The sequence below is a fragment of the Brevundimonas sp. AVps7 genome (genome assembly GCF_058681545.1).
Genome location: NZ_CM178742.1, coordinates 757,007 through 780,110, shown reverse-complemented (window position 1 = coordinate 780,110; position 23,104 = coordinate 757,007). Strand labels below are relative to the sequence as shown.

Sequence of the window (23,104 nt, the reverse complement as noted above, 5' to 3'; positions counted from 1 at the left end):
GCGCGGGCTCCCTCTCCCGCAAGGGGAGAGGGCTAAGCCCTTACAGCCCCACGCACGCCCGCCACCCCCAGCGCCTTGAGCGCCGAGGCCGCGATATGCTCGGCATCCAGTCCCGCCTCGGCATACTGCGCCGCCGGGCTGTCCTGGTCCTGAAACACGTCGGGGAGATGCAGGGTGCGGATCTTCAGACCCGCATCAAGCGCGCCCTCCCCGGCCAGATACTGAAGCACGAAGGCGCCGAAGCCGCCCATGGCGCCCTCCTCCACCGTGATCAGGGCCTCGTGCTCGCGCGCAAGGCGGGTGATCATGTCGTGATCGAGCGGCTTGGCGAAGCGGGCGTCGGCGACCGTGGCCGAAACGCCGTGCGCGGCCAGGATGTCGGCGGCCTTGAGCGATTCCTGCAGGCGGGTGCCGAACGACAGGATGGCGACGGCCGTACCCTCGCGGACTATGCGGCCCCGGCCGATCTCCAGCGGGGCGGCCAGTTCCGGAATCTCGACCCCGATGCCGTCGCCGCGCGGATAGCGGAAGGCGGACGGTCGGTCGTCGATCTCGCAGGCGGTGGCGATCATGGCGGCCAGATCGGCCTCGTCTGCCGCGGCCATCAGCACCATGCCCGGCAGGGCGCCCATGTATCCGATGTCGAACGACCCGGCGTGGGTCGAACCGTCGGCGCCGACCAGACCGGCGCGGTCCATGGCGAAGCGGACGGGCAGCTTCTGGATCGCCACGTCGTGGACGACCTGGTCATAGCCGCGCTGGAGGAAGGTCGAATAGATGGCGCAGAAGGGCTTCATGCCGTCTGCGGCGAGGCCGGCGGCGAAGGTCACCGCGTGCTGCTCGGCGATGCCGACGTCATAGGTCCGGTCGGGAAAGGCCTTGCCGAACAGATCGAGACCGGTGCCCGAAGGCATGGCGGCGGTGATGGCGACGATCGACGGATCGCGTTCGGCCCGCTTGATCAGCTCGGTCCCGAACACCTTGGTATAGCTGGGCGCATTGGAGACCGACTTGTTCTGCTTGCCCGAAACGACGTCGAACTTGACCACCGCGTGCAGCTTGTCGGCGCTGGATTCCGCCGGGGCGTAACCCTTCCCTTTTTGCGTTACGACGTGGACCACGACCGGGCGGTCGGTAATGGCGGCGGCGTTCTTCAGGATGGGGACAAGGTTGTCCATGTCGTGCCCGTCGACGGGGCCGATGTAGTAGAAGCCCAGCTCCTCGAAGAAGGTGCCCCCGACGATCATCCCGCGGGCGTATTCCTCGGCCTTGCGCGCCGCATTGCGGAACGGGCGGGGCATGTGTTCGGCGACCTTCTTGCCGAACTCGCGGAAGTTCCGGTAGGCGCCGCCAGAAACCTGTTTGGCCAGGTAGGCGCTCATCCCGCCGACCGGGGGCGCGATCGACATGTCGTTGTCGTTGAGGATGACGGTCAGCTGGCCGGTGGTCTCGGCCGCGTTGTTCATGGCCTCATAGGCCATGCCGGCGGACATGGAGCCGTCGCCGATCACGGCCACAACCTTGTTCTTTTCGCCCTTCTGGTCGCGGGCGGCGGCGAAGCCGAGCGCGGCGCTGATCGAGGTCGAGGCGTGAGCCGCGCCGAAGGGGTCGTATTCGCTTTCCGACCGCTTGGTGAAGCCCGACAGTCCGCCACCCATTCGCAGGGTGCGGATCCGGTCGCGACGGCCGGTCAGTATCTTGTGCGGATAGCACTGGTGACCGACGTCCCAGATCAGGATGTCCTTCGGTGTGTCGAACACGTGGTGGAGGGCGACGGTCAGTTCGACCACGCCGAGGCCGGCGCCGAGGTGGCCGCCGGTCGTGGAGACGGCGTCGATCGTCTCGACCCGAAGCTCGTCCGCCAGCTGTCGCAGCTGTGCGGCGTCGAAACCGCGCATGTCGGCGGGGACGTGGACTTTGTCGAGCAGGGGGGTGTCAGGCATCTATAACTCTAACGCGCGTCAGGACCGACGGTTTAGCACGAAGTCCACACTCGCCTTGAGGTTTTCGGCGTCGGGACCGAACCGGTCGAGGTGGCTGCGGGCCTGATCGGCCAGGTGCGCGACGCGATGCCGCGCCTGATCGACGCCCAGAAGGGTGACGAAGTTGGTCTTGCCCTGGGCGGCGTCCTTGCCGTTGGCGGCCTTGCCGAGGACGGTCTCGTCGCCGTCGACGTCCAGCAGATCGTCGACGATCTGATAGGCCAGGCCGATGTCATGGGCGAAGGCGGTCAGGGCCTGACACTGGTCGTCGCTGGCCCCGGCGATGATCAGGGGAATCTCGAAGGCATAGGTGAACAGGGCGCCGGTCTTCAGCCGTTGCATCCGGGCGACACCGCCGAGGTCGTCGCGCACGCCCAGGAGGTCGATCATCTGCCCGCCCGCCATGCCGCGCGCTCCCGAAGCCAGAGACAGCCGGGCGGCCAGTGCGCAGCGGATGGCGGCGTCCTCATGGGTGTCGGGGTGCAGGATGATGTCGAAGGCGGCGGTCTGGAGCGCGTCGCCGGCGAGGATGGCCGTGGCCTCGTCATAAGCGATGTGGACGGTCGGCCGGCCCCTGCGCAGGTCGTCATCGTCCATCGCCGGCAGGTCGTCGTGGACAAGGCTGTAGGCGTGGACGCATTCGAGGGCGCAGGCGGCGCGCAGCACTGGCCGTTCCTCGATGTCGAACAGCCGCGACGCCTCCATGGCGAAATAGGGCCGCAGCCGCTTGCCTGGCCCCAGCGCCGCATAACGCATGGCCTCGGTCAGGCGGGACTCGGGCCCGTCGGCGCGCGGCAGCAGTTCATCGAGGGCCACGGTGACGAGGTCGGCGACCTCGGCGACGCGCTCGGCGACGGACTGGACCGGGGCGTTGGCTGCCAGACGCATCAGAACAGCCTTCCGCCGTTCGGCGTGTCACGATCGACGCCGACCAGAACGACCTCTCCGTCCGCATCGGGGAAGCCCAGGGTCAGGACCTCGGACATGAACGGACCGATCTGGCGCGGGGCGAAGTTGACCACCGCCGCCACCTTGCGGCCCGCCAACTGGTCGAGGGTGTAGTGACGCGTGATCTGGGCCGAGGAGCGTTTGACGCCGATCTCGGAGCCGAAATCGATGGTCAGCTTGTAGGCGGGCTTGCGGGCCTCCGGAAACGGTTCGGCGCGCACGACCTCGCCCACCCGGATGTCGACCTTGAGGAAGTCGTCGAAGGCGATGCGGTCGGTCCCGGAAGAGGCGATCGCGGCCTGCATCATCCGAACTCGGCCGGCTCGACGGCCTTGGCCTGACCGTCGGAGCCGACGACGATCTTCTCGACCCGCAACTGCGCGGCCTTGAGGCGATCTTCGCAGTGCTTCTTCAGACGCGCGCCCTCCTCGTAGAGGGTGATGGATTCCTCCAGCGGGGCCTGGCCGGACTCGAGACGCGAGACGATGGTCTCCAGACGCGACAGGGCGTCCTCGAAGCTGAGATCGGCGGGGATGGAGGGAGCGGCGTCTGACATCGAAGCGACCCTAGAGGCGAGCCGCTTTCGCTTCAACGGCGAACCCGACAGAAGACGCGGCGATTGCGCGCGGTAAGGAAATTCCTTACCTTCGAATGCTGGAGGCGTTAATGATCGTCAGCAAGCTCACATCGAAAGCGCAGACAACTGTGCCCCAAGCCGTTCGCGCGGCACTGGGCCTCTCCGAAGGCGACGAACTTTTGTATGAGATCGACGGCGAGAAGGTCGTCCTGAAAAAGGCTCGACGCGCGCCCGTAGACGACCCATTCGCGGCGTTCCACGAATGGGACGGCGACGCGGACCGCAAGGCCTATGCCGATCTTTGAGCAGGGCGACGTCGTCCGCGTCCCTTTTCCCTACACCGACAGAAACACGCGGCAACGGCGGCCGGCTCTCGTCATTTCAAAGGGCGGCGTCGGGGATCAATCTGCTTTCCTTTGGGTGCTCATGATCACGAGCGCGGAGAACCGGGCCTGGCCGTCGGACGTCCCGGTCGGACCCGACTACACCGACGCCGGTCTGCCTGCGCCTTCGATCATCCGGACAACCAAGATCGCGACGATCGACACCTCGGCAGCTGAGGTTGTCGGACGGATCAAGCCTGGATTGCTGGAAAGAGTCAGGGCCGAGGTGGGCAATCTGATCTGAGGCTCAGCCCCGCTCGTAGCGACGCTGGGACCAGTATCTGAAGCCCTGGTTGTGAACCAGCTTCCAGCCGTCAGCCTTTAACCGTGCCCCAACCATGTGGTTGAAATAGCCGTGGGCGAGGACCAGCACGTCCTCCCCGGTTTCGGCGCGGGCGATCAGCTTTTGCGCGGCCTGTTCGGCGCGGGCCTCGGCCTGGGCCCGGGTCTCCTGGCCTTCGTGATGGTCGAAGGCGTGCCACCAGAAGCGGGCGACGGCGCCCCAGTATTTCGGCGGCAGCTTGAACCACGACGGGAAGTGCGGCGGCGGCAGGGGGGCCTCGATGAACATCACGTCCGAGGTGATCTCGCGGCCGGCCGAGATGGCCAGCGCCGTCTCCTGGGCGCGCTGACGGGTCGAGGCGAAGATGACGCCGGCGCCTGCGGCCGTGGTCAGCAGTTCCGGCGGCGGGGTCTGGCCGGCCAGAAGGCCGCCCAGCTCATACTTCGCCCACCAGTCGCGGTACTGGTCGGACGTCAGCATGCATTTGCGCGACAGGGCCGGCTCGCCGTGGCGGGCCAGTGTGATCGAGCCGGGGCGCGAAGGCTTCAGCATCTGGCCGGCATCTTGTTCGACACTGTGTGACGTCATGCTGCGGATGAAAGGGAAGACGGCCCGGGATAACGAGGCGCCGACATGGACCTTCCTTACGCCTCCCCCAGGGCCCGCACATGGGCGAGGGCCGATTGACCCAGTCCTTCGAGGTCGTAACCGCCCTCCAGCGAAGAGACAACCTTGCCGCCGCAATGTCGCCTCGCGACCTCGAGCACCGCACGCGTCGCCCAGGCGAAATCCTCGGCCTCAAGGCTCTGGTGGGCGAGAGGATCGCGGCGGTGGGCGTCGAAGCCGGCGGAGATGATGATGAGGTCGGGGGCGAAATCGTCGAGCGCGGACATCAGTCCGCCCGAGAAGGTGGCGCGCCATGATTCGCGGGCGGCATGGGGCTCGACCGGAGCATTGACGATATTGCCGACGCCGGTCTCAGACTGAGCGCCCGTGCCGGGATAGAGGGGCATCTGGTGGATGGAGGCCAGGAACAGGCTCGGGTCGGCCTCGAACGCCGCCTGGGTGCCGTTGCCGTGATGGACGTCGAAATCGACCACCGCGACCTTCGCCATGCCGAGCGACTGGGCCACTCGGGCGGCCACAGCGACATTGGAGAACAGGCAGAAGCCCATCGCCTGGTTGGGCTCGGCATGGTGGCCGGGCGGGCGGACGGCGGCGAACCCGCGCTGGGTCTGGCCTGCCGCGATGGCCCGGACCGCATCGATGGCGGCGCCTGCGGCGAGGCGGGCGGCGCGAACGCTGCCCGGCGACAGGAGGGTGTCGGCGTCGAGCTGGGCCAGGCCGGTCGCGGGCGAGGCCTCGATCATGCGGGCGACATAGGCGGCGGGGTGGATGCGCTCCAGATCGGCGACGGCGGCCTCGGTGGCGGCGCGCCGGTCCAGCCTGAGGTCGGCGTCATCCAGTGCGGCAAGGACGGCGGCCAGCCGCTCGGGACGTTCCGGATGGCCCGCGCCGGGGGCGTGGGCGATCATGTCGGTGTGGGTGAACAGGGCGACGGACATCCCGTCAGCCTACAGGCGCATCGGCGATGCACGGAATAAAATGTTGAGCGAACAGGTCGGCCAAGCGAAACCCACTTCATGACCGACGCCGTGATCCGCCCCCCTCGCCCCGAAGACGCCGCAGCACTCGGCGCGCTGGGCCGCCAGACCTTCATCGACACCTTCGTGGCCCAGGACGGGTTCGCCATCCCCTACCCCGCCGCCGACCTCGAGGCCTTCCTGGACGCCAGCTTCTCGACCGGGGCGACGGCGAAGAAACTGACCGAACCGGGCGCGGCATGGTGGGTGGCGGAGCGCGACGGCGAGTTGCTGGCCTTCGCGAACACGGGGCCGAACACCCTGCCCCATCCTGACGGCGCGCCCGGAAACATGGAGCTCCGTCGCCTCTATGTCGGCAAGTCGGCGCAGGGGCTGGGCTTGGGCACGGAACTGCTGAAGCTGTCGCTGGACTGGATGGAAGCGAACACCAACGGGCCGTTGTGGATCGGCGTCTGGAGCGGAAATCTGAAGGCGCAGAAGCTTTACGGAGCCTATGGGTTCACCAAGACCGGCGAGTACCAGTACCCCGTCGGCGCCTGGCGCGATCACGAGTTCATCTTGCAGCGCGGCTGATCCAGGCTCAGGTTCCAACCATGCTCCTCCCCTTCTTCACCGCCCTGCGTCAGGCGAAAGTCCCTGTCTCGACCAAGGAATGGCTCCATCTGATGGAGGCCATGGACAAGGACGTGGCCGGGGGGCGGGTCGAGGACTTCTATCACCTTTCGCGCGCGGTCCTGGTCAAGGACGAGAAACACTACGACCGCTTCGATCAGGTGTTCGGCACGGTGTTCAAGGGCATCGAGACCATCGGCGCGGGCGAGGAGCCCAGTCTGGACGTGCCCGAGGACTGGCTGAAGCTACTGAACAGCAAGTTCCTGACCGACGAGGAAAAGGCCGAGATCGAGGCGCTCGGCGGCTTCGAAAAGCTCATGGAAACGCTCAAGCAGCGGATGGACGAGCAGCAGAAGCGCCACGAGGGCGGCAACAAGTGGATCGGCACCGGCGGCACCTCGCCCTTCGGCAACGGCGGCTACAATCCCGAGGGCGTGCGCATCGGCGGCCAGCCAAAACACGGCCGGGCCGTGAAGGTCTGGGAGAAGCGCGAGTACAGGAACCTGGACGACACGGTCGAGCTGGGGACGCGCAACATCAAGGTCGCCCTGCGCCGCCTGCGCCGGTTCGCGCGCGAGGGCGCGGCCGAGGAACTGGACATCGACGGCACCATCGACGGCACGGCGCGTCAGGGCTGGCTCGACATCCGCATGCGGCCGGAACGGCGCAATACGATCAAGGTGCTGCTGTTCCTCGACGTCGGCGGGTCGATGGACGGCCACATCAAGCTGTGTGAGGAACTGTTTTCCGCCGCCAAGACCGAGTTCAAGAACCTGGAGTTCTTCTACTTCCACAACTGCCTCTACGAGGGGGTGTGGAAGGACAACCGGCGTCGGCACGCCGAAAAGATCCCGACCTGGGACCTGCTGAACAAATACCCCGGCGACTGGCGGGCCATCTTCGTCGGCGACGCTACCATGAGCCCCTACGAGGTCACGATGCCGGGCGGCTCGGTCGAGCACTGGAACGAGGAGGCGGGCGCGGTCTGGATGCGGCGCGCACGGTTGCAGTGGGACAAGTCGGTCTGGCTGAACCCCGTGGCCGAGCGGTTCTGGAGCTACACCGCCTCGGTGAAGCTGCTCAGCGAGGTGATGGACGAGCGGATGTTCCCCCTGACGCTGGACGGTCTGGACCGCGCGATGCGGGCGCTGACGCGCTGACACGCAGGCGTGACGTGCGGAAACCGTGGTTTCGTGCGAGCGTGGCCGCTGTTCAGGAGAACTTCCGATGCTGACCGCCTTCGCCCTGGCCATGGTCCTGCAGCAGTCGGTCGTGTGGGAAACACCGGCGCCTCCGCCGGAAGCCGAACCCGTCGAGATCGCCGCCCCGGCCAGCGACCTGCCCGCCTGGGCCCTGGCCGATCCGTTCGCCTGGGAGCGGTCGCAGTGCAGCCCGCTGGTGAGCCGCGAACCCCTCGACGTCTGTCAGGCGCGGGTGCGGGTCGAACTGTCCGCCGCGCTGGGCGAACGGCTGCCGGCGGGGCTGAGACCTGCGGGCGAACCGGTTCCGTGCCTGGCGACGCCGGGAGACGACGGGAAATACCCTCTCCAGTGCGGCCTGCCCGAGCGCCAGGCCGCTGCGACCGTGACGCCAACGGTTCCCGACTGTCGCCCCCGTCCGCAGCGGCAGGGCGGATCGGTGGCCTTCGTCACCGACTGCCGGGCGGAGAACGCAGGCGACAACGGCCTGTCGTTCCGGCTGTTCGGCAAGGACTGAGACCGGGCAGCAAAAGGCCGCCCCGAAGGGCGGCCTTCTTCATTCCAGCACCGACCGGGATCAGTGCTTTTCGTTGAGGGCGTCCTTGACGCCGCCGACGGTGTTCTGGACCTTGCCCTCGACCTGTTCGGCGCGGCCTTCGGCCTTCAGTTTTTCGTCGCCGGTGACCTTGCCGACGCCTTCCTTGATCTTGCCGCCGATGTTCTTGGCGGCGCCTTCGATGCGATCATGATCAGCCATGGGGGAGGCTCCTGAATTCGGCGTCGCCCCTGTGGCGGCGCTTCGGCTTCAAGAGCGAACGGAGCGGCGCGCCGTTCCGTATGGCGACGCTTACCGTCTCAGCCATTTCGCCACGGCCCAGGCATGGGCGTCGTGGCGGAGCTCGGCCAGTGCCGTGCGGGGATGCAGCCAGACAAGTTCGTGGTCGTCCTCGACCTTGCGCGACGGGTCGAGCGCCAGCATTTCGGCGATCCAGAAGCCGCCGACATTGTTGACCGGAGCCCCGTCCGACTTGCGGAAATACTGGCCGGCCTCGGCGATTCGCTCGATGGGGAGGACGGTCATGCCCGCCTCTTCCACGAACTCGCGGACCAGGGCCTGTTCCTCGGTCTCGTCGCCGTCCACGGCGCCCCCTGGCAGGTCGTAGTAGGGGGTGTCGCGAGTGACGCGGACGCAGGCGATCTTTTCGTCGTGGAAAACGAGGCCGAAGGTCGCGGGCCGATGCAAGTAGCCGGCGCCGGAATCCGCCACGCCGAACTGAAGCGAGGGCTTCACAGGTCGAAGGCCAGACGCGCGCGGACGCCCTTGTGCGCGCCGTCGAACTCGACGGCCGAGCGCAGACCCGAGGCCATGGCGGTGATGATCTTGCCGCCCAGACCCGTGCCCTTGGGCTTGCCGTCCCCCAGGCCGGGACCGTCGTCCTCGACCGTCAGGATGGCGCGGCCGGCTTCGTCGGGGCAGAGGATGACGCGGATTTCCCCCGCCTCCCCGGCGGCATAGGCGTACTTCACCGCGTTGGTGACCAGTTCGGTGACGATCACGCCCAGCGACACGGCCTGGTCGGTCGAGACGCGCATGGCATGGGCCTGAAGCGTGATGTTGGGCGAGGCATCGTCGGAGCCCAACGACTTGGACAGTTCGCCGACCAGGCCATCGAGATAGGCCTGCATGTCCACCGTCTCCATATCGCCGGAGGTGTAGAGGCGGCGATGGACGTGGGCGACGGCCTCGATCCGGGCCTGGGCTTCGCGCAGCGCGTCGCGGGCGCCCTCGTCGGCCATGTGGCGCAGCTGCAGCGACATGAAGGTCGAGACGAGCTGGAGCGAGTTGCCGACGCGGTGATTGACCTCGCGCAGCATGGCCTCGGCCCGGTCGCGCGCCATGCGCACCATCTCCTGGGCCTCTTCGTTCTCGCGCTCCAGACGACGGCGCAGCAAGGCGTCTTCCAGCGCCGAACGCAGCAGGGCGGTGAAGTCCTCCGAGACGTCCTTGATGACATAGTCGGCGGCGCCGGCGCGCAAGGCGGCGACGGCGATACGGCCTTCCTGGGCGCCGGTCACATAGACCACGGGCGGGGGCGCCGGGCGATGCAGGATGTCGGGCAGGACGTCGAGACCGTCGCGGCCGGGCATATAGTGATCCAGCGCGCAGATATCGAAGTCGTGGGCGTCCAGGGCCGCCACGCCCTCGTCCCCGTCGGCAGCCAGGGTGACCTCATAGCCGTGGCGGCCGAGTTCCTTCTGCACGAGCCGCGACAGTCCGCGGTCGTCGTCGATGTAGAGCAACCGGATGGGCGGCTTCTCGGACGTCATTCGATCTCGGGCGCCTGCATGACAGACAGGAACAGGCCCAGCTGGCGGATGGCGCCGGCGAAGCTTTCGTAGTCGACCGGCTTGGTGATGTAGACGTTGCAGCCCAGGTCGTAGCAACGCTGGATCTCGGTCTTGTCGTCGGTGGTGGTCAGGACCACGACGGGCGCGCGTTTCAGCCGCTCGTCCCGCTTTACCTCGGCCAGGATATCGGTCCCGCTCATGTCCGGCAGGTTCAGATCCAGCAGGATCAGCATGGGCCCATTGGCGCGCACTTCCTCCGAGAACAGATAGTCCAGCGCCGGCTGGCCGTGGTCGAAGTGGACGATCTCGTTGGAGATGTTGGCCCGGCGGATGTTCTTCTCGATCAGCTTGGCGTGGCCGTGGTCGTCCTCGACCATCACGATTTTTACGGGTGCGCTCACTGGGTGTCTCCGGCCTCGTCGAGGATCAGGCGTTTGGGGAATTTCAGGCGGAATGTCGAGCCTTCGCCCAGCGCGGACTCCACGTCGATGGAGCCGCCGAGGCGACGAACGCTGTTCCGCACGAAGGCCAGTCCCAGCCCCTCTCCGGGCCGGTCCTGACGCCCGGAGCGGCGGAACAGTTCGAAGATGCGTTCATGATCCTTGGGCGCGATGCCGCGCCCCTGATCGGCGATGGCGAACTCGACCCAGCCGCCCGCCAGATCGCGCCCGCTGACCTCGATCCTGTTCGGGCGCGTGGCGTCGCTGTATTTGACGGCGTTCTCGATCAGGTTGCCGATGATCTGTTCGATCGACAGACGGTCGCTTTCGAAGGGGACCATGTCGCCGACGACGAACTCGGTGTTCGTTTCCTCGAGCTGGTGGCGGATACTGTCCGCCGCCGCCTTCGCCATCTTGCCGACGTCAAGCGTCTCCGGGGTGAGCCCGCGTCGGCCGTCGCGCGACAGCTTCAGGATGGCGTTGATCAGACGGTCCATCTTCTCGGTCGAGGCGCGGATGAAGCCGATCGCCTCGGGCATGTCTTCGCGGGCTGCGGTGATGGCGTCCTTCTCGATCAGGTCGGGCGCGACAGTCTCGACCTTGGTCAGTTGCAGATCGATCGTCCTGCCCGCCTGCTCCAGCTCGGCGGTGTAGCCCATGACGTTGACCAGCGGCGAACGCAGGTCGTGGCTGACGATATAGGCGAACCTCTGCACCTCCTCGTTGGCGCGGGTCAGGGCGGCGGTCCGGGCCTTGATCGTGTCCTCGAGCCCCGCGTTGACGCGATCCAGATCGGCGCGCGCCCTCGCCAGATCTATCAGGTAGCGACGCACGAGCATGGCGACGATGCCACCGAGAACGAGGATCAGCGCGCCGGCGATCGCGTTGACGATGATGGTGAAGACGGCCGAGCCCTCGGATCTGGCCTGCTGGGCCGACAGGCGCGCGCCCAGTTGGGAATCGAGGGTGGAGATTTCGGTGTCCATCTGCTCCATCAAGGTCTTGCCTCGACCGGAGCGGAGCTGATCCAGCGCCTGAGCGGTCTGTCCGCGACGCGACAGATCGATGATGCTGGACATCTCCAGGATTTTGTCGCGCGACAACCGCGTGAGGGCCTCAACGGAAGCCTGACCGACCTCGTCATCGCCGGCGAGCTCGGTCAGTCGGTCGAGCATCTGCGGCGCGGCCTCGACGCTCTGGCCGTAGGTCAGCAGGAAGCTGGTCTGGCCCGTCAGCATGTAGCCGCGCTGGGCAGTCTCGGCGTCCTTCATATTCAAAAGGACGCCCCGGGCGGCGCGACGCAGTTGCCAGGTCGCGTCCACCTGCTCGTTGAAGGCCGCCGTGCGCTGGATCAGGACGAAGGTCGAGATGTTGACCAGCAGCAGCAGGGCGATCGCGCCGGCCAGAAGCAGGAAGATCGACCTACCGAGGGTTCCTTCACGCAGGAACCGGCCGAACTGTGAAAGGGCTTGGGGAAAGATCGACGACATGCCGTGCAAGCTTTAGCGTCGCACATTCGCGTGTCCAGTGAAGTCATTCGCCGCGCAAGCTGTGCAGGGCCACAGTGTTGCGTTAACAAGCTGTGCCGTTTCGGGAGTGGGTATCATGTTCTGGTGGTGGTGGATCGCACCGACGGCCCTGGCCATCATCGGTGTCCTGATTCTGTTCGCCGGACTGGCTTCACTGTTCCGGGGAAAGTTCTTCGGCGGTCTCTTCGGCACGGCTGGAGGCGCCGCCCTGGTCGCGGCAGCCCTAGGCGCGGCGTTGCTGGGCCAGAACGTTCAGACCTATTCGCGCCTGACCTATGAGCGGCCGGTGGCGAGCCTGTCGATCCGCCAGTTGGCGCCCCAGTATTTCGAGGTCGTCGTGGCCCAGCCGGCCCAGGGCGAACTGCCGGCGCGCACAGCCGTCTATCCCGTCAACGGCGACGAGTGGCGGATGGAGGCCCAGGTCCTGAAGTGGAAGCCATGGGCCAATGTCGTCGGGCTGGATTCACAGTACCGGCTGGATCGCCTTTCGGGCCGCTACCAGAACATCGAACAGGAACGGACGGGCGCCCGCAGCGTCCACGCCCTGTCCGGCGGCGACGTCAAGACCGGCCCGCTGGCCTATGTACCGTGGAACCTGAGCGTCTGGGACGTGGCGCGGCGGTATCGCCGCTACGTTGATGCCGTGGACACCCTGTATGGCTCGGCGGCCTATATGCCGATGGCCAACGGCGCGACCTATGAGGTCTGGATCACCCAGTCCGGACTGATCGCACGGCCGACCAACGAAGCGGCCCGTGCGGCGTCGGCGGGCGGATTTGTCAGGGTCGACTAGACCGAGCCGAGGGTCCGGAGGCGCGCCTTGGGGTGGACCTCGTTCTGGCTCATCACCACGGTCTGGCCGCGGAAACGCTCGATGATCGAGCGGACGTAGGGGCGGATCTGCGGGCCGGTCAGCAGGACCGCGCTCTCGCCCGACATGGCGGCGCGTTCGAAGACGTCGCGGACGTTGCGGATGAAGTCCTGCAGGCGTGACGGCGCCATGGCCAGTTGCTTGTCCTCGCCCTGCCCCACGAGCGCCTCGGCGAAGGCGGCCTCCCAGTCGGGCGACAGGGTGATAATCGGCAGGGCGCCGTCCTCGGCCTTGTGCTGCCAGCAGAGCTGACGCGCCAGACGGGTGCGGACGTGCTCGACCAGGGTGGTGACCGACGAGGAATGCGGCGCGGCCTCGGCCAGGCCCTCGAGGATGGCGCCCAGATCGCGGATCGAGACCTTCTCGCGCAGCAGGGCCTGAAGCACCCGCTGCAGCGTCGTGACGGTGACGACCGAAGGCACCAGTTCGTCGACCAGCTTCTTCTCTTCCGGACCCAGTTCCTTCAGCAGCTTCTGCACCTCGGCGTAGGTGAGCAGGTCCGCCATATTCTCCTTGAGAATCTCGGTCAGGTGGGTGGTCAGAACCGTCGACGGATCGACGATGGTGTAGCCGCGGAACGTCGCCTCTTCGCGCAGGCTCTCATCGATCCAGGTGGCGGGCAGACCGAAGGCGGGTTCCTTGGTGTGTTCGCCGGGCAGTTCGACCTGACGGCCGGCCGGGTCCATGGCCATCAGCGAACCGAGACGGACCTCGCCGGCGCCGGCCTCCATCTCCTTGATGCGGATGGCGTAGCCCTGGGTCGGCAGGCGCATGTTGTCGAGGATGCGCACCGACGGCATGACGAAGCCGAACTCCTGCGCCATCGCGCGTCGCAGGGCGCGGACCTGATCCGTGAGGCGACGTCCCTCCAGATCATTGATCAGGGTCAGCAGGGAATAGCCGAGCTCGATCTTGACCTCGTCGATGGTCAGGGCCGTACCGATCGGCTCTTCCGCATCGCCCTTTGGCTTGCCCGCGTTTGCGGCGGCAGCCAGCTCGGCCTCGGTCGGCTGGGGCTTCAGCTTCGCGCGCCCATGGTGCCAGGCCATGTAGCCGCAGCCGATGGCCAGACCGGCGAAGGGCAGGATCGGCATGCCGGGGATCAGGGCCAGCAGGGCCGATGCTGCGGCGACCATGCCGAGGCTGACGGGGTTGGTGGCCAGTTGAGCGACCAGGGCCTTGTCGGCCGAGCCCTCGACGCCGGCCTTGGACACCAGGAAGCCGGCGGCGATCGAGATGATGATGGCCGGGACCTGGGTGACCAGACCGTCGCCGATGGTCAGCTGGATATAGGTGTTGGCCGCCTCGCCGATCGGCAGACTATGCTGGATCGTGCCGATCAGGATGCCGCCGATCGCGTTGATGGCGACGATGATCAGGCCGGCGACGGCGTCGCCGCGCACAAACTTGGACGCGCCGTCCATGGCGCCGAAGAAGGTCGATTCCTGTTCCAGTTCCTTGCGGCGCAGCTTGGCCTGGTCCTCGGTGATCAGGCCGGACGACAGGTCGGCGTCGATGGCCATCTGCTTGCCCGGCATGGAGTCCAGGGTGAAGCGGGCCGAGACCTCCGCGATCCGGGTCGAACCCTTGGTGATGACCACGAAGTTCACCACCAGAATGATGGCGAAGATGATGATGCCGATGATGAAGTCCCCGCCCATCATCAGGGCGCCGAAGGCGTTGATGACCTGGCCGGCCGCGTCGTGGCCCTCGTGGCCGTGGGTCAGGACCAGACGCGTCGAGGCCAGGTTCAGGCCCAGACGGAACAGGGTCGAGATCAGCAGCACCGTCGGGAAGATGGCGAAGTCCAGCGGCCGCTTCATCATCAGCGCCGTCATCAGGATCAGCACCGACGAGACGAGGCTGATGGCCAGCAGCAGGTCCAGCAGGAACTTGGGAACGGGCAGGATCAGCAGCAGGATGACGCCGATCACGCCGACGGCCATGCCGACCTCGCCGCGCATCAGCCAGCCGCGAATATCGCCGCCGGTCGGACGGGCCATGCCGTCCTTCATCATCACGGGCGTGTCGGTCATGCGCGTCCGAGGGCGCTCAGGGCCAGACGCGTCGCCTCGGCGATGACGCCTTCATTTTCGGGACGGTCCGAGGCGGCGTGATAGTAGGCGGCGACAATGATCGGCGCGCCCGAGGCTGGGTACAGGATGCCGATGTCGTTGGTCGGGCCGTAGCCGCCTGTGCCGGTCTTGTGCGCCACCCGCCAGCCGGCCGGAACCCCAGCCTTGATGCGGTCGGCGCCGGTGGGCGCGGCGAACATCCAGCCAAGCAGCATCGTCTTCGAGTCCTGCGACAGGGGCGAGGCCGGGTCGATGAACAGGCGGTGGATGTTGGCGGCCGATTGCGCCGGGGTGATCGTGTCCTTGTCGCCGTCGAGGCGGTTCATCTCGGGCTCGAAGCGGTCGGCGCGCGTCGAGACATCGCCGATGCCGCGATAGAAGGCCTGCATTGGCGCGATCCCGCCCAGCGCCTTCAGCAGCAGGTTGGCGGCCGGATTGTCGGAGACCTCGACCGTCCCCTTCATCAACTGTTCGACGGTCAGGCTGGAGCCGACGGCAGGCCCGGTCACAGGGGCGTGGTTGATCATGTCGGCGCGGGTGATCGGGATGGCGCGGTCGAGCCGTTCCTCACCGGCCTGGACGCGCAGCAGGGTCGCGGCGGCCAGATACATCTTGAAGGTCGAGCAATAGACGAAGCGCTCGTCGCCGCGCGCCGTCAGTTGGCGACCCGTGCCGAGGTCGTGGGCGAACAGACCGAAGCGGCCGCCGTGCGCCTGTTCAAGGGCGGACAGGTCAAGGGCTTCCGGCGCGGGGGGAGCGACCGGAGCCGCAGCCTCGCCCTCCGGCGCGCAACCGATCAGGCCGAGCGCGCCGAGACCCGTCAGGACCGTCCGGCGATCGGTCACGCCGCGTTCGCGCCGTAGGCGGTCGTGGCGATGCCCGTCTGGGGCGCCATGATCTGGGTGCCTTCGTCGGCGTATTCGTTGAGCTTGTTGCGCAGGGTCCGGATCGAGATGCCCAGGATGTTGGCCGCATGCGTCCGGTTGCCCAGGCAGTGGCTCAAGGTGTCCAGGATCAGGGTCTTTTCCATCTGGGCGACGGTCTGGCCGACATAGGCGCGGGAGACTGCGTCGGCGGTCTGGGCGGCCCGGGCGGCGGGGCCCGTGTCCGAACCGGCGATCGCTCCCGTCAGCGGCTGGCCGTCCGGCAGGCGGATGGCCTCGGCGTCGATCTCGGCGCCCACGGCCAGCAGGACCGCCCGGTGCATGGCGTTCTCCAGCTCCCGCACATTGCCGGGCCAGCGGTGGGCGGCCAGCGCCCGGCGGGCGTCCTGGGACAGAGGCCGCACCGGCACGCCGTTGGCGGCGGCGTATTTCTTGACGAAGTGATCGGCCAGCACGGCCACGTCGCCCGGACGTTCGCGAAGGGAGGGCAGCCGCAGGTTCACGACGTTGAGGCGGTAGAGCAGGTCCTCGCGGAACACGCCCTCGGCCACGGCCTTGGCCAGATCGCGGTTGGAGGTGGCGATGATGCGGATATTGACCGGGACCGGCTTGGTGCCGCCGACGCGGTCGATGACCCGCTCCTGGATCGCGCGCAGCAGCTTGGCCTGAAGCCGGGCGTCCATCTCACTGATTTCGTCGAGCAGCAGGGTGCCGCCGTCGGCCTCCTCGAACTTGCCGATGCGGCGAGCCACGGCGCCGGTGAAGGCCCCCTTCTCGTGCCCGAACAGTTCGGACTCCAGCAGGTTGTCGGGAATGGCGGCGCAGTTGACGCTGATGAACGGACGCTCTGCGCGCTTGGAATGCTGGTGCAGATAGCGCGCCATCACCTCTTTACCGACGCCGCTTTCGCCGGTGATCAGGATCGAGGCTTCCGAGCGCGCCACCTGGTCGGCCAGTTTGATCACGGCCTGCATCGACGGGTCGGCCGAGATCAGCGGGCGCTCGTCATCGGCGACGGCGGCCAGGACGGCGGCGATCAGGTCGGCGTCGGGCGGAAGCGGGATGAACTCCTTGGCGCCGGCGCGGATGGCGGCGGCGGCTTTTTCAGCATCGTTATCGACGCCGCAGGCCACGACCGGCACGAAGATCCGCTCGGCGTCGTTGGCGGCGATCAGGGCTCCGATGTCGAGGTTGTAGTCGACCATCAGCAGGTCGGCCCCCTGCCCGCGCCGGAGCTGTTCCGTCGCCTGATCCGTGCGTTCGACGTGGCTCACCTTGGCGCCGTGCGCCATGGCCATCTTCACCGCCGCCGCGAGCTGGCCCGAAAGCCGTCCGACTACCAGAAGCCGCATGGGTCTTCTCCCTTAATCCGTACCGGAACCGGCGCGCCCTAGGCGGCCGAATCCTCTGTCTTGATGATTTCCGTCATGGTCACGCCCAGGCGATCCTCGACGACGACGACCTCCCCGCGGGCGACCAGACGGTTGTTGACGAAGATGTCGATGGCCTCTCCGACCTTGCGGTCCAGCTCGAGCACGCTCCCGCGATTAAGCTTCAGCAGCTGGGCCACCGTCATATGGGCCTTGCCCAGGACGGCGGAGATGTTGACCGGCACGTCGAACACCGTCGACAGGTCGGCGGCGGACTTGTCCCCAAGATCTTCAATCGTGGCGAGGGCTGTGGAGTCCGGGAACTCTTCCAGGGCGAGGTCGTCGGCCATCAGAGGTCACTTCCGTTGATGAGGGATTCGGCGTGCCCGGCTTCGGAAGCCAGGGCGGAGGTCAGGGCGGTGGCGATCCGCTCGGCAGTAGCCGCTGGATCGAAGTCGGCGCGGCCGTCGGCCCATTCCAGCTGGAAGGCGGCCAGCGGCAGGGACAGGTCTTCACGGAAGGCGACCACCCCGGTGAAGCCGGCGTCGACGCAGACAGCCTGAATCTTCGCCTGTACGCCGGGCTCCAGACCCGAGGCGCGGATGACCAGCCGGGGCGACCCGTCGATCTCCTGCCCCAAAGTCTCCAGCGCCGACTGCAGCGGGCCGATCGGCAGACGCTCCAGGGCGGCTGCGGCGATGACGCGGGCGGCGGCCAGGGCGAGGGCCGCCGACTGTTCACGGTGGGTGTGGGCGACGTGGGTCAGGGCCGGAATGGCCTGGCCCAACGCCTGTCCGATCGCCGCGACGCCCATGGCCTCGATGCTGGAGGCCTCGGCCAGCGCCGCCTCGCGCGCCTCGAACCGCGCCTGGGCGACCAGGGCCTCGACCTCGGACGGCATGTAGGCGCGCTTGGTCGGGCGGAAATCGGAAGCGCGCACGACCGAACCCTGACCGTCGAACTCGGTGTCGAAGGAGAAGGGCCGGCTGTTGATGGGAGCGTGATCGGTCATGTCAGTAGATCAGCTCGTCGTCGCCGGAGGCCCCGGCCAGCATGATTTCGCCGCGCGCCGCCAGATCCTTGGCGACCTGGACCATCGCCATCTGGGCGGTGTCGACGTCCTTCAGACGGACCGGGCCCATCGACTCCATGTCCTCGCGCATGATCTTGGACGCGCGCTCGCTCATGTTGGTGAAGAACATCTCGCGCAGGGTCTCGGACGCGCCCTTGAGGGCCAGACCCAGGGAGTCCTTCTCGACCGACCGCAACAGGGTCTGCACCCCGCCGGGGTCCAGCTTGTTCAGGTCCTCGAAGACGAACATCAGGGCGCGGATGCGTTCGGCGCTTTCGCGGTTTCGCTCTTCCAGGGCGCCGATGAACCGGGCCTCGGTCTGGCGGTCGAACGAGTTGAAGATGTCCGCCATCGCCTCGTGGCTGTCGCGCTTCGAGGTCCGGGCCAGGTTCGACATGAACTCGGTGCGCAACGTCTGTTCGATCTTGTCGAGGATCTCGCGCTGCACCGGCTCCATGCGCAGCATCCGCTGGACGCATTCCAGGGCGAAGTCCTCGGGCAGGGAGGTCAGCACGCGGGCGGCGTGGTCGGGCTTCACCTTGGACAGGATCACGGCGACCGTCTGGGGGTATTCGTTCTTCAGATAGTTGGCGAGGACGGCCTCGTTCACATTGCCGAGCTTGTCCCACATGGTCCGGCCGGCGGGACCGCGGATTTCCTCCATCAGCCCTTCGACGCGGTCGGCGGGCATGAAGGAGGCCAGCAGGCGCTGGGTCTGTTCGAAGCTGCCCAGGATCGAGCCGGAGCCGGACATGCCGGATACGAATTCGATCAGCAGTTCCTCGACGACCGCCGCACTGACGGTGCCCAGACTGGCCATGGCCTGGGAGATTTCCTTGACCTCGTCGTCATCCAGCCCCTGCCACAGGCGGGTGTGCTCCTCGCCGAGCGACAGCAGGATGACCGCCGCCTTCTCCGGACCGGTCAGTTTCTTGGCGTCGTCGACTGACGCTTTCTTGCTGGCCATCCGGGCGGCCATCAGCCTTCGTGGACCCAGCTGCGCAGGATGGAGGTCGACTCATCCGGGTGCTTCTCGACGAAGTCCGCGACCTTCTTGACCGACGACGCCTTCACCTGACCCTCGATACGGGCGATGTCGAGCCGCTGGTCCATGTCGGACGGGCCGGTCAGCTGACCGGCCGCGCCGCCGACGACGCTGGTCTGCAGCGAGGTGACGCCGATCTGGCCGCCGCCCGCGCCGGCCAGGGCGGGAACGCCGCTGGGACCGCTCGCCGACTTCAGCAGGGGGCGCAGGACGAAGAAGATCAGCAACAGGCCGGTGATCAGCAGCACCAGCAGCTCGACGCCCCGCATGATGTCGTTCTTGGTGAAGTTGAACAGGGGCGAGCCGCCGTCCGTGCCGCCGGCCGAGACCAGGGCGTCGCGGTTGAAGCGGACGTTGGTCACCCTCACCTGGTCGCCGCGTGTCTGGTCAAAGCCCATGGCCGCCTTCACCAGATCCTCGATCTGGGTGATCTCTTCGGGGGTGCGGGCGGCGTAGGTCGGCTCCCCGCCTGGCTCGGCGGCCGGGGTCAGCTTCCCGTCCACGGCCACCGCGACCGACAGCTTGCGAACCTCGCCCGGCTCCTTGGTCGTGGTCGTGGTCGTGTTGGAGATTTCGTAGTTGGTCGTCTCACCGTTGACCGTCTCGGTCGAGCCGGCCGGGGTGTTCGCCGGAGCTTCGCCGCCGGGAATGTTGTTCGTCGCCGTGGCGCCGCCGTCGGGCGTGCCTTCGGTATCCTGGGACTGGGAACCGTTGGTCGACGTCGAGCGCACGACCTGACCGTCGGGATCGTATTTCTGCTCCTGGGTGGTGGAGCGGGTCATGTCGATGTCGGCGGTGACCTGAACCCGCGCAGCGCCCGGACCAACGACGCCCTCGACCAGATCCTTGATGCGGGCCTGAAGCTGGGCCTCGGTATTGGTCTTGGCGGCCTCGGCGGTGGCGGATGAGAAGCCCTCCTCGTCGTCAGCGGCGGCCAGGGTCTGGTTGGTCTCGTCGACGACGGTCACCTTGCCCGGCTTCAGGTTCGGCACCGACGAGGCGACGACGTTGCGGATGGCGCGGACCTGATCGGCGCTCAGAGCGCGACCGCCCAGACCCACGACGACGGCGGCGGTCGGTTCGGCGGCGTCCTGGGCGAACAGTTCACGGCGCGGCAGGGCGATCTGCACGCGGGCGGAAGAAATGCCGCGCATCGACATGATGGTGCGGGACAGTTCGCCCTGGAGGGCGCGCTGTTCCGAGATCTGCTGCTGGAACTCGGTCTGGCCCAGCACCGACTGGTTGTCGAACAGCTCGTAACCGACCGAGCCGGAGCTCACGAGCCCCTTGCCGGCCAGCATCAGCCGCGCCGTGCCGACGTCGTCGCGGTTGACCATGATGGTCGAGCCGTCGCCGCGCGTGGAATATTTGATGCCCGCCTGCTCCAGCGAGGCGGTGATCTCGCCGGCTTCGCGCAGGTCGAGATTGGAATACAGCAGAGCGTCGGGCGCCTGGCCCACGCGCATCATCACGGCCACGAGGATGGCGGCGACGCCGGCCCCGACGCCGAGGATCATGGCGAGCCGCCCGATCCCAAATCTCTGCAATGCCGCCGTGAAGCCGCCCACGCGTCCCGCCTGAATACTGATGCGGGGTCGTCGACTGCCCCGCTAGGCAGAAACTGCCGCCCGCGTGGTTAACGGCGGTTTAAGTGTCGAGGTTAGCTCGCCGATTTTCGGGGTTAACGGCCAATCTTCCGCACCCTTGGCCCCCCATGCATGCGGTGACGTCGGACGCGCGTGATGTCGAAGATAAAAATCTGTGCGGCGCCCCGAAATACGACTGCGCCTGGATTTGACGCCCGTTTCGACCCCCGAATGCGCCTTGCTATCCGGCGGGCGTATACTGCTGCCCACGGTTCGCGGAGAGTGCGAACAGCGAGCGTTTCGTCCGTTTCGTCCGTTTCGTCAGGATGTTTTTTCGTCCGGACGGACGGACGAAGCGCTCAAGCAGCGAGAGGCCGCGCCTCGCGTGGCAGCGCCACAAGCATGGTCTCAGCGCAGCGCCTCCACGACCGACCCCGCCCCCGACGGTAGGGGCGCATCCGGATCGCGCAGGATCGCCTCGACGTCGCGGTACACGACCTCGGCCTGCCAGTCCCGGTTCAGCAGGTGCCAGCCGTCAGGATACCAGGCGGTGCGCAGGTTCGGCGGCTCGCCGGCGCGGATCAGGGCGCGGCGCATGGGGCCTCTCTCGATGACCTCGTCATGGGCGCCGTACATCAGGATGGTCGGTCCCCTCACCTGCCCCAGCTTGATCGTCGCGCTCTCCATCAGATCGACAAGGCCATAAAGGGAATCGAACCGGGTCGAGCGGATAAAGCCCGGGTCGTTTCCGTTGGCGGTCAGTTCCATCAAATTGTCGGTCGCCAGATACCGGCGGAGGGCCCATTCGGGCGGCGTGATCGAGCGCGACCCCATCAGCCGGGCCGCCGCCCACAGGCTGGCGCGGTTCGGCAGGGCCTGGCTGGACCAGCCCCAGACTGCGGGGGCCAGGAGGATCAACTGGTCCGCGACCGGCGGCCGGTCCGAGGCGAAGGCGGAGATGGCCACGGCCCCGCCCATGCTTTCCCCCGCCACGGCGATGCGGGCGTTTGGATAGCGGGCGCGCACCAGCGCGACGACGGTGCGCAGGTCCTCGGCCATACGGACCTCCCCGGCCCACACCCCTCGCCCCGGAGAGTCTCCGAAGCCGCGCTGATCATAGGCGTAGGTGGCGATCCCATGCTCGGCCCAGTACGGCCCGGCCAGTCGGAAGCCGGCGGCATGGTCGTTCATCCCGTGCAGGCCGATGACGATGGCCTCGGGTTCGGCCGGCCCCCAGCGCAGATAGGGCAGCCGCCCTCCGTCATCGACGACGAAGGCGCCGGCTTCGATCCGGGGACCGGCGAACCCGGCGGGCGGGGTCAGCGGCGGCTGGACATAGGGGGTGGCGCAGGCGGCGAGGCCGAGCAGCATCACGGACAGGATCAGGGCGCGGATCATGAGGACAGGATGCTGCGAACCCTCTGGCGAAGATAGGGCACGACCTCATCCTCGAACCACGGATTGCGCCGGAGCCAGGCCGTGTTCCGCCACGAGGGATGGGGCATCGGCAGGATGGCTGGCGCATAGTCCCGCCACGCCCGGACCGTGTCGGTCATGTTGGACATCGCACGGTCGCCCAAGGCCCACGTCTGGGAGTAGCCGCCGACCAGCAGGGTCAGCTCCATCTTCGGAAGGGCCTCCAGCAGCCGGGGGCGCCACAGGGTCGCGCACCGCTTCGGCGGAGGGTAGTCGCCGCCCTTGGCAGCGGTGCCCGGGTAGCAGAAGGCCTGGGCCGCCACCCCGATGCGGTGATCGGCGTAGAAGGTCTCGAAATCGAGGCCCATCCAGTCGCGCAGGCGGTCGCCGGACGGATCGGTGAACGGCATCCCGCTCTCATGCACCCGGCGTCCCGGCGCCTGGCCGCAGATCAGCAGACGGGTCTCGGGAAAGACCCGGACCACCGGGCGCGGTTCATGCGGCAGTTCGCCGAGACAGGCCCGGCAGGCGCGGATGTCCGAAAGGACGTCTTCGAGGTCAGGCGAAGTCGTCATCGACCTCGGGCTGGGGCGGCAGGGCGGCGAGCGCCGCGGCGGTCTCCGCCTCGGTCGGCAGGCGCAGGCGGGTCACGCCCCGGAAGTTGGTCGGATCGACGACCTTGCCCTTCTTGGTGATCGTCAGTTTGCCCTGGCGCATCAGGCCCAGCGCCGTGGCCCGGACCTTGGGCAGCACGCGCTGCCACTGGTCGGTCTGGATGTGTTTAGCCACATCCGCCGGCTCGACAGACTTGCCGCCGACGCCCTTGGGGTCGGCTTTCGCCAGGGTTTCGAAAATTGCCGCTTCGATTGGATCGCTCAT

General features: G+C 67.4%; 27 protein-coding genes. 6 read left to right on the top strand and 21 right to left on the bottom strand.

Going from position 1 to position 23,104, the window contains the following annotated elements; translation table 11 throughout:
- Nucleotides 1-32: 32 nt before the first annotated feature.
- The 4 genes from dxs to ACW17Y_RS03910 are packed head-to-tail and all read right to left on the bottom strand — an operon-like array spanning nt 33 to nt 3,486.
- Nucleotides 33-1,943, bottom strand: coding sequence for a 1-deoxy-D-xylulose-5-phosphate synthase (gene dxs, locus ACW17Y_RS03925; RefSeq protein ID WP_492037480.1), 1,911 nt, complete (start codon nt 1,941-1,943; stop codon nt 33-35).
- Between the two features lie 18 nt (nt 1,944-1,961).
- Complete coding sequence (locus ACW17Y_RS03920) at nt 1,962-2,870, bottom strand: polyprenyl synthetase family protein (protein WP_492037479.1); 909 nt, start codon at nt 2,868-2,870, stop codon at nt 1,962-1,964.
- Nucleotides 2,870-3,238: a tRNA-binding protein gene (locus tag ACW17Y_RS03915; protein WP_492037478.1), complete on the bottom strand. Its 369-nt coding sequence runs from the start codon at nt 3,236-3,238 to the stop codon at nt 2,870-2,872. Before ACW17Y_RS03915 ends, ACW17Y_RS03920 begins: the two co-directional genes overlap by 1 nt.
- Nucleotides 3,235-3,486 (bottom strand): exodeoxyribonuclease VII small subunit, encoded by a 252-nt coding sequence (locus ACW17Y_RS03910; protein ID WP_492037477.1) that lies wholly within the window; start codon nt 3,484-3,486, stop codon nt 3,235-3,237. The genes ACW17Y_RS03915 and ACW17Y_RS03910 overlap by 4 nt, the downstream gene beginning before the upstream one ends.
- Nucleotides 3,487-3,596: 110 nt before the next feature.
- Between ACW17Y_RS03910 and ACW17Y_RS03905 the strand changes: the two genes are divergently transcribed.
- Together ACW17Y_RS03905 and ACW17Y_RS03900 are read left to right on the top strand one after the other, a co-directional pair.
- Nucleotides 3,597-3,812: an AbrB/MazE/SpoVT family DNA-binding domain-containing protein gene (locus ACW17Y_RS03905; RefSeq protein WP_492037476.1), complete on the top strand. Its 216-nt coding sequence runs from the start codon at nt 3,597-3,599 to the stop codon at nt 3,810-3,812.
- Nucleotides 3,799-4,134 carry a type II toxin-antitoxin system PemK/MazF family toxin gene (locus tag ACW17Y_RS03900; protein WP_492037475.1) on the top strand — a complete coding sequence of 112 codons (336 nt, stop codon included), beginning with the start codon at nt 3,799-3,801 and terminating at the stop codon, nt 4,132-4,134. Before ACW17Y_RS03905 ends, ACW17Y_RS03900 begins: the two co-directional genes overlap by 14 nt.
- Before the next feature lie 3 nt (nt 4,135-4,137).
- Here the strand turns inward: ACW17Y_RS03900 and ACW17Y_RS03895 are convergent, their stop codons facing one another.
- Nucleotides 4,138-4,725, bottom strand: coding sequence for a phosphoglycerate mutase family protein (locus ACW17Y_RS03895; protein ID WP_492037474.1), 588 nt, complete (start codon nt 4,723-4,725; stop codon nt 4,138-4,140).
- 92 nt (nt 4,726-4,817) lie between these two features.
- Entirely contained in the window at nt 4,818-5,738 is a 921-nt protein-coding gene (locus tag ACW17Y_RS03890) for a histone deacetylase family protein (protein ID WP_492037473.1), read from the bottom strand.
- Between the two features lie 78 nt (nt 5,739-5,816).
- Between ACW17Y_RS03890 and ACW17Y_RS03885 the strand changes: the two genes are divergently transcribed.
- From ACW17Y_RS03885 to ACW17Y_RS03875, 3 genes are all read left to right on the top strand, one after another.
- Complete coding sequence (locus tag ACW17Y_RS03885; protein ID WP_492037472.1) at nt 5,817-6,350, top strand: GNAT family N-acetyltransferase; 534 nt, start codon at nt 5,817-5,819, stop codon at nt 6,348-6,350.
- 20 nt (nt 6,351-6,370) lie between these two features.
- Nucleotides 6,371-7,549, top strand: a complete 1,179-nt coding sequence (locus ACW17Y_RS03880) for a vWA domain-containing protein (RefSeq protein WP_492037471.1) — start codon at nt 6,371-6,373, stop codon at nt 7,547-7,549.
- A 67-nt stretch (nt 7,550-7,616) separates the two neighbouring features.
- Nucleotides 7,617-8,105 carry a hypothetical protein gene (locus tag ACW17Y_RS03875; RefSeq protein WP_492037470.1) on the top strand — a complete coding sequence of 163 codons (489 nt, stop codon included), beginning with the start codon at nt 7,617-7,619 and terminating at the stop codon, nt 8,103-8,105.
- Nucleotides 8,106-8,165: 60 nt separating this feature from the next.
- Here ACW17Y_RS03875 and ACW17Y_RS03870 read toward each other — a convergent pair whose 3' ends face one another.
- The 5 genes from ACW17Y_RS03870 to ACW17Y_RS03850 all read right to left on the bottom strand — a co-directional run bounded on the left by ACW17Y_RS03870 (nt 8,166) and on the right by ACW17Y_RS03850 (nt 11,867).
- A complete protein-coding gene (locus ACW17Y_RS03870; RefSeq protein ID WP_492037469.1) occupies nt 8,166-8,345 on the bottom strand; it encodes a CsbD family protein in 180 nt (59 codons plus the stop codon).
- Nucleotides 8,346-8,435: 90 nt separating this feature from the next.
- Nucleotides 8,436-8,879 carry an NUDIX domain-containing protein gene (locus tag ACW17Y_RS03865; RefSeq protein ID WP_492037468.1) on the bottom strand — a complete coding sequence of 148 codons (444 nt, stop codon included), beginning with the start codon at nt 8,877-8,879 and terminating at the stop codon, nt 8,436-8,438.
- Nucleotides 8,876-9,916 carry a sensor histidine kinase gene (locus ACW17Y_RS03860; protein ID WP_492037467.1) on the bottom strand — a complete coding sequence of 347 codons (1,041 nt, stop codon included), beginning with the start codon at nt 9,914-9,916 and terminating at the stop codon, nt 8,876-8,878. The genes ACW17Y_RS03865 and ACW17Y_RS03860 overlap by 4 nt, the downstream gene beginning before the upstream one ends.
- Nucleotides 9,913-10,314, bottom strand: coding sequence for a response regulator (locus ACW17Y_RS03855; RefSeq protein ID WP_309630109.1), 402 nt, complete (start codon nt 10,312-10,314; stop codon nt 9,913-9,915). The genes ACW17Y_RS03860 and ACW17Y_RS03855 overlap by 4 nt, the downstream gene beginning before the upstream one ends.
- Nucleotides 10,315-10,334: 20 nt before the next feature.
- Nucleotides 10,335-11,867 (bottom strand): sensor histidine kinase, encoded by a 1,533-nt coding sequence (locus ACW17Y_RS03850; RefSeq protein ID WP_492037466.1) that lies wholly within the window; start codon nt 11,865-11,867, stop codon nt 10,335-10,337.
- Nucleotides 11,868-11,982: 115 nt separating this feature from the next.
- On the opposite strand from ACW17Y_RS03850, the gene ACW17Y_RS03845 reads away from it, so the two are divergent.
- Nucleotides 11,983-12,699 carry a hypothetical protein gene (locus tag ACW17Y_RS03845; RefSeq protein WP_492037465.1) on the top strand — a complete coding sequence of 239 codons (717 nt, stop codon included), beginning with the start codon at nt 11,983-11,985 and terminating at the stop codon, nt 12,697-12,699.
- Here the strand turns inward: ACW17Y_RS03845 and flhA are convergent.
- From flhA to ACW17Y_RS03795, 10 genes are all read right to left on the bottom strand, one after another.
- Nucleotides 12,696-14,795 (bottom strand): flagellar biosynthesis protein FlhA, encoded by a 2,100-nt coding sequence (gene flhA / locus ACW17Y_RS03840; RefSeq protein ID WP_492038236.1) that lies wholly within the window; start codon nt 14,793-14,795, stop codon nt 12,696-12,698. The genes ACW17Y_RS03845 and flhA overlap by 4 nt on opposite strands.
- A gap of 14 nt (nt 14,796-14,809) precedes the next feature.
- Nucleotides 14,810-15,697: a class A beta-lactamase gene (bla, locus tag ACW17Y_RS03835; RefSeq protein ID WP_492037464.1), complete on the bottom strand. Its 888-nt coding sequence runs from the start codon at nt 15,695-15,697 to the stop codon at nt 14,810-14,812.
- Nucleotides 15,694-17,088, bottom strand: a complete 1,395-nt coding sequence (flbD, locus tag ACW17Y_RS03830; protein WP_492037463.1) for a sigma-54-dependent transcriptional regulator FlbD — start codon at nt 17,086-17,088, stop codon at nt 15,694-15,696. Before flbD ends, bla begins: the two co-directional genes overlap by 4 nt.
- Before the next feature lie 38 nt (nt 17,089-17,126).
- Nucleotides 17,127-17,459 carry a flagellar motor switch protein FliN gene (gene fliN / locus ACW17Y_RS03825; RefSeq protein ID WP_492038235.1) on the bottom strand — a complete coding sequence of 111 codons (333 nt, stop codon included), beginning with the start codon at nt 17,457-17,459 and terminating at the stop codon, nt 17,127-17,129.
- On the bottom strand, nt 17,456-18,118 hold the full coding sequence (locus tag ACW17Y_RS03820) for a FliH/SctL family protein (RefSeq protein ID WP_492037462.1): 663 nt from the start codon (nt 18,116-18,118) through the stop codon (nt 17,456-17,458). Before ACW17Y_RS03820 ends, fliN begins: the two co-directional genes overlap by 4 nt.
- A gap of 1 nt (nt 18,119) precedes the next feature.
- Entirely contained in the window at nt 18,120-19,157 is a 1,038-nt protein-coding gene (gene fliG / locus ACW17Y_RS03815; RefSeq protein ID WP_492037461.1) for a flagellar motor switch protein FliG, read from the bottom strand.
- On the bottom strand, nt 19,157-20,791 hold the full coding sequence (gene fliF, locus ACW17Y_RS03810) for a flagellar basal-body MS-ring/collar protein FliF (protein ID WP_492037460.1): 1,635 nt from the start codon (nt 20,789-20,791) through the stop codon (nt 19,157-19,159). The genes fliG and fliF overlap by 1 nt, the downstream gene beginning before the upstream one ends.
- Before the next feature lie 426 nt (nt 20,792-21,217).
- On the bottom strand, nt 21,218-22,207 hold the full coding sequence (locus ACW17Y_RS03805) for an alpha/beta fold hydrolase (protein ID WP_492037459.1): 990 nt from the start codon (nt 22,205-22,207) through the stop codon (nt 21,218-21,220).
- Complete coding sequence (locus ACW17Y_RS03800; RefSeq protein ID WP_492037458.1) at nt 22,204-22,800, bottom strand: uracil-DNA glycosylase family protein; 597 nt, start codon at nt 22,798-22,800, stop codon at nt 22,204-22,206. The genes ACW17Y_RS03805 and ACW17Y_RS03800 overlap by 4 nt, the downstream gene beginning before the upstream one ends.
- Nucleotides 22,784-23,104: a DUF3253 domain-containing protein gene (locus ACW17Y_RS03795; RefSeq protein ID WP_492037457.1), complete on the bottom strand. Its 321-nt coding sequence runs from the start codon at nt 23,102-23,104 to the stop codon at nt 22,784-22,786. Before ACW17Y_RS03795 ends, ACW17Y_RS03800 begins: the two co-directional genes overlap by 17 nt.

Bases quoted from the DNA above. Each gene is read 5' to 3' on its own strand.
- ACW17Y_RS03915 (WP_492037478.1), bottom strand. From the start codon at position 3,238: ATGATGCAGGCCGCGATCGCCTCTTCCGGGACCGACCGCATCGCCTTC.
- ACW17Y_RS03795 (WP_492037457.1), bottom strand. From the start codon at position 23,104: ATGAGCGATCCAATCGAAGCGGCAATTTTCGAAACCCTGGCGAAAGCC.
- ACW17Y_RS03855 (WP_309630109.1), bottom strand. From the start codon at position 10,314: ATGGTCGAGGACGACCACGGCCACGCCAAGCTGATCGAGAAGAACATC.
- fliG (WP_492037461.1), bottom strand. From the start codon at position 19,157: ATGGCCGCCCGGATGGCCAGCAAGAAAGCGTCAGTCGACGACGCCAAG.
- ACW17Y_RS03895 (WP_492037474.1), bottom strand. From the start codon at position 4,725: ATGCTGAAGCCTTCGCGCCCCGGCTCGATCACACTGGCCCGCCACGGC.
- ACW17Y_RS03900 (WP_492037475.1), top strand. From the start codon at position 3,799: ATGCCGATCTTTGAGCAGGGCGACGTCGTCCGCGTCCCTTTTCCCTAC.
- flbD (WP_492037463.1), bottom strand. From the start codon at position 17,088: ATGCGGCTTCTGGTAGTCGGACGGCTTTCGGGCCAGCTCGCGGCGGCG.
- dxs (WP_492037480.1), bottom strand. From the start codon at position 1,943: ATGCCTGACACCCCCCTGCTCGACAAAGTCCACGTCCCCGCCGACATG.
- ACW17Y_RS03805 (WP_492037459.1), bottom strand. From the start codon at position 22,207: ATGATCCGCGCCCTGATCCTGTCCGTGATGCTGCTCGGCCTCGCCGCC.
- ACW17Y_RS03885 (WP_492037472.1), top strand. From the start codon at position 5,817: ATGACCGACGCCGTGATCCGCCCCCCTCGCCCCGAAGACGCCGCAGCA.
- ACW17Y_RS03875 (WP_492037470.1), top strand. From the start codon at position 7,617: ATGCTGACCGCCTTCGCCCTGGCCATGGTCCTGCAGCAGTCGGTCGTG.
- ACW17Y_RS03905 (WP_492037476.1), top strand. From the start codon at position 3,597: ATGATCGTCAGCAAGCTCACATCGAAAGCGCAGACAACTGTGCCCCAA.
- flhA (WP_492038236.1), bottom strand. From the start codon at position 14,795: ATGATGAAGGACGGCATGGCCCGTCCGACCGGCGGCGATATTCGCGGC.
- ACW17Y_RS03820 (WP_492037462.1), bottom strand. From the start codon at position 18,118: ATGACCGATCACGCTCCCATCAACAGCCGGCCCTTCTCCTTCGACACC.
- ACW17Y_RS03850 (WP_492037466.1), bottom strand. From the start codon at position 11,867: ATGTCGTCGATCTTTCCCCAAGCCCTTTCACAGTTCGGCCGGTTCCTG.
- ACW17Y_RS03910 (WP_492037477.1), bottom strand. From the start codon at position 3,486: ATGTCAGACGCCGCTCCCTCCATCCCCGCCGATCTCAGCTTCGAGGAC.
- ACW17Y_RS03870 (WP_492037469.1), bottom strand. From the start codon at position 8,345: ATGGCTGATCATGATCGCATCGAAGGCGCCGCCAAGAACATCGGCGGC.
- ACW17Y_RS03845 (WP_492037465.1), top strand. From the start codon at position 11,983: ATGTTCTGGTGGTGGTGGATCGCACCGACGGCCCTGGCCATCATCGGT.
- ACW17Y_RS03800 (WP_492037458.1), bottom strand. From the start codon at position 22,800: ATGACGACTTCGCCTGACCTCGAAGACGTCCTTTCGGACATCCGCGCC.
- ACW17Y_RS03880 (WP_492037471.1), top strand. From the start codon at position 6,371: ATGCTCCTCCCCTTCTTCACCGCCCTGCGTCAGGCGAAAGTCCCTGTC.
- ACW17Y_RS03920 (WP_492037479.1), bottom strand. From the start codon at position 2,870: ATGCGTCTGGCAGCCAACGCCCCGGTCCAGTCCGTCGCCGAGCGCGTC.
- ACW17Y_RS03860 (WP_492037467.1), bottom strand. From the start codon at position 9,916: ATGACGTCCGAGAAGCCGCCCATCCGGTTGCTCTACATCGACGACGAC.
- ACW17Y_RS03890 (WP_492037473.1), bottom strand. From the start codon at position 5,738: ATGTCCGTCGCCCTGTTCACCCACACCGACATGATCGCCCACGCCCCC.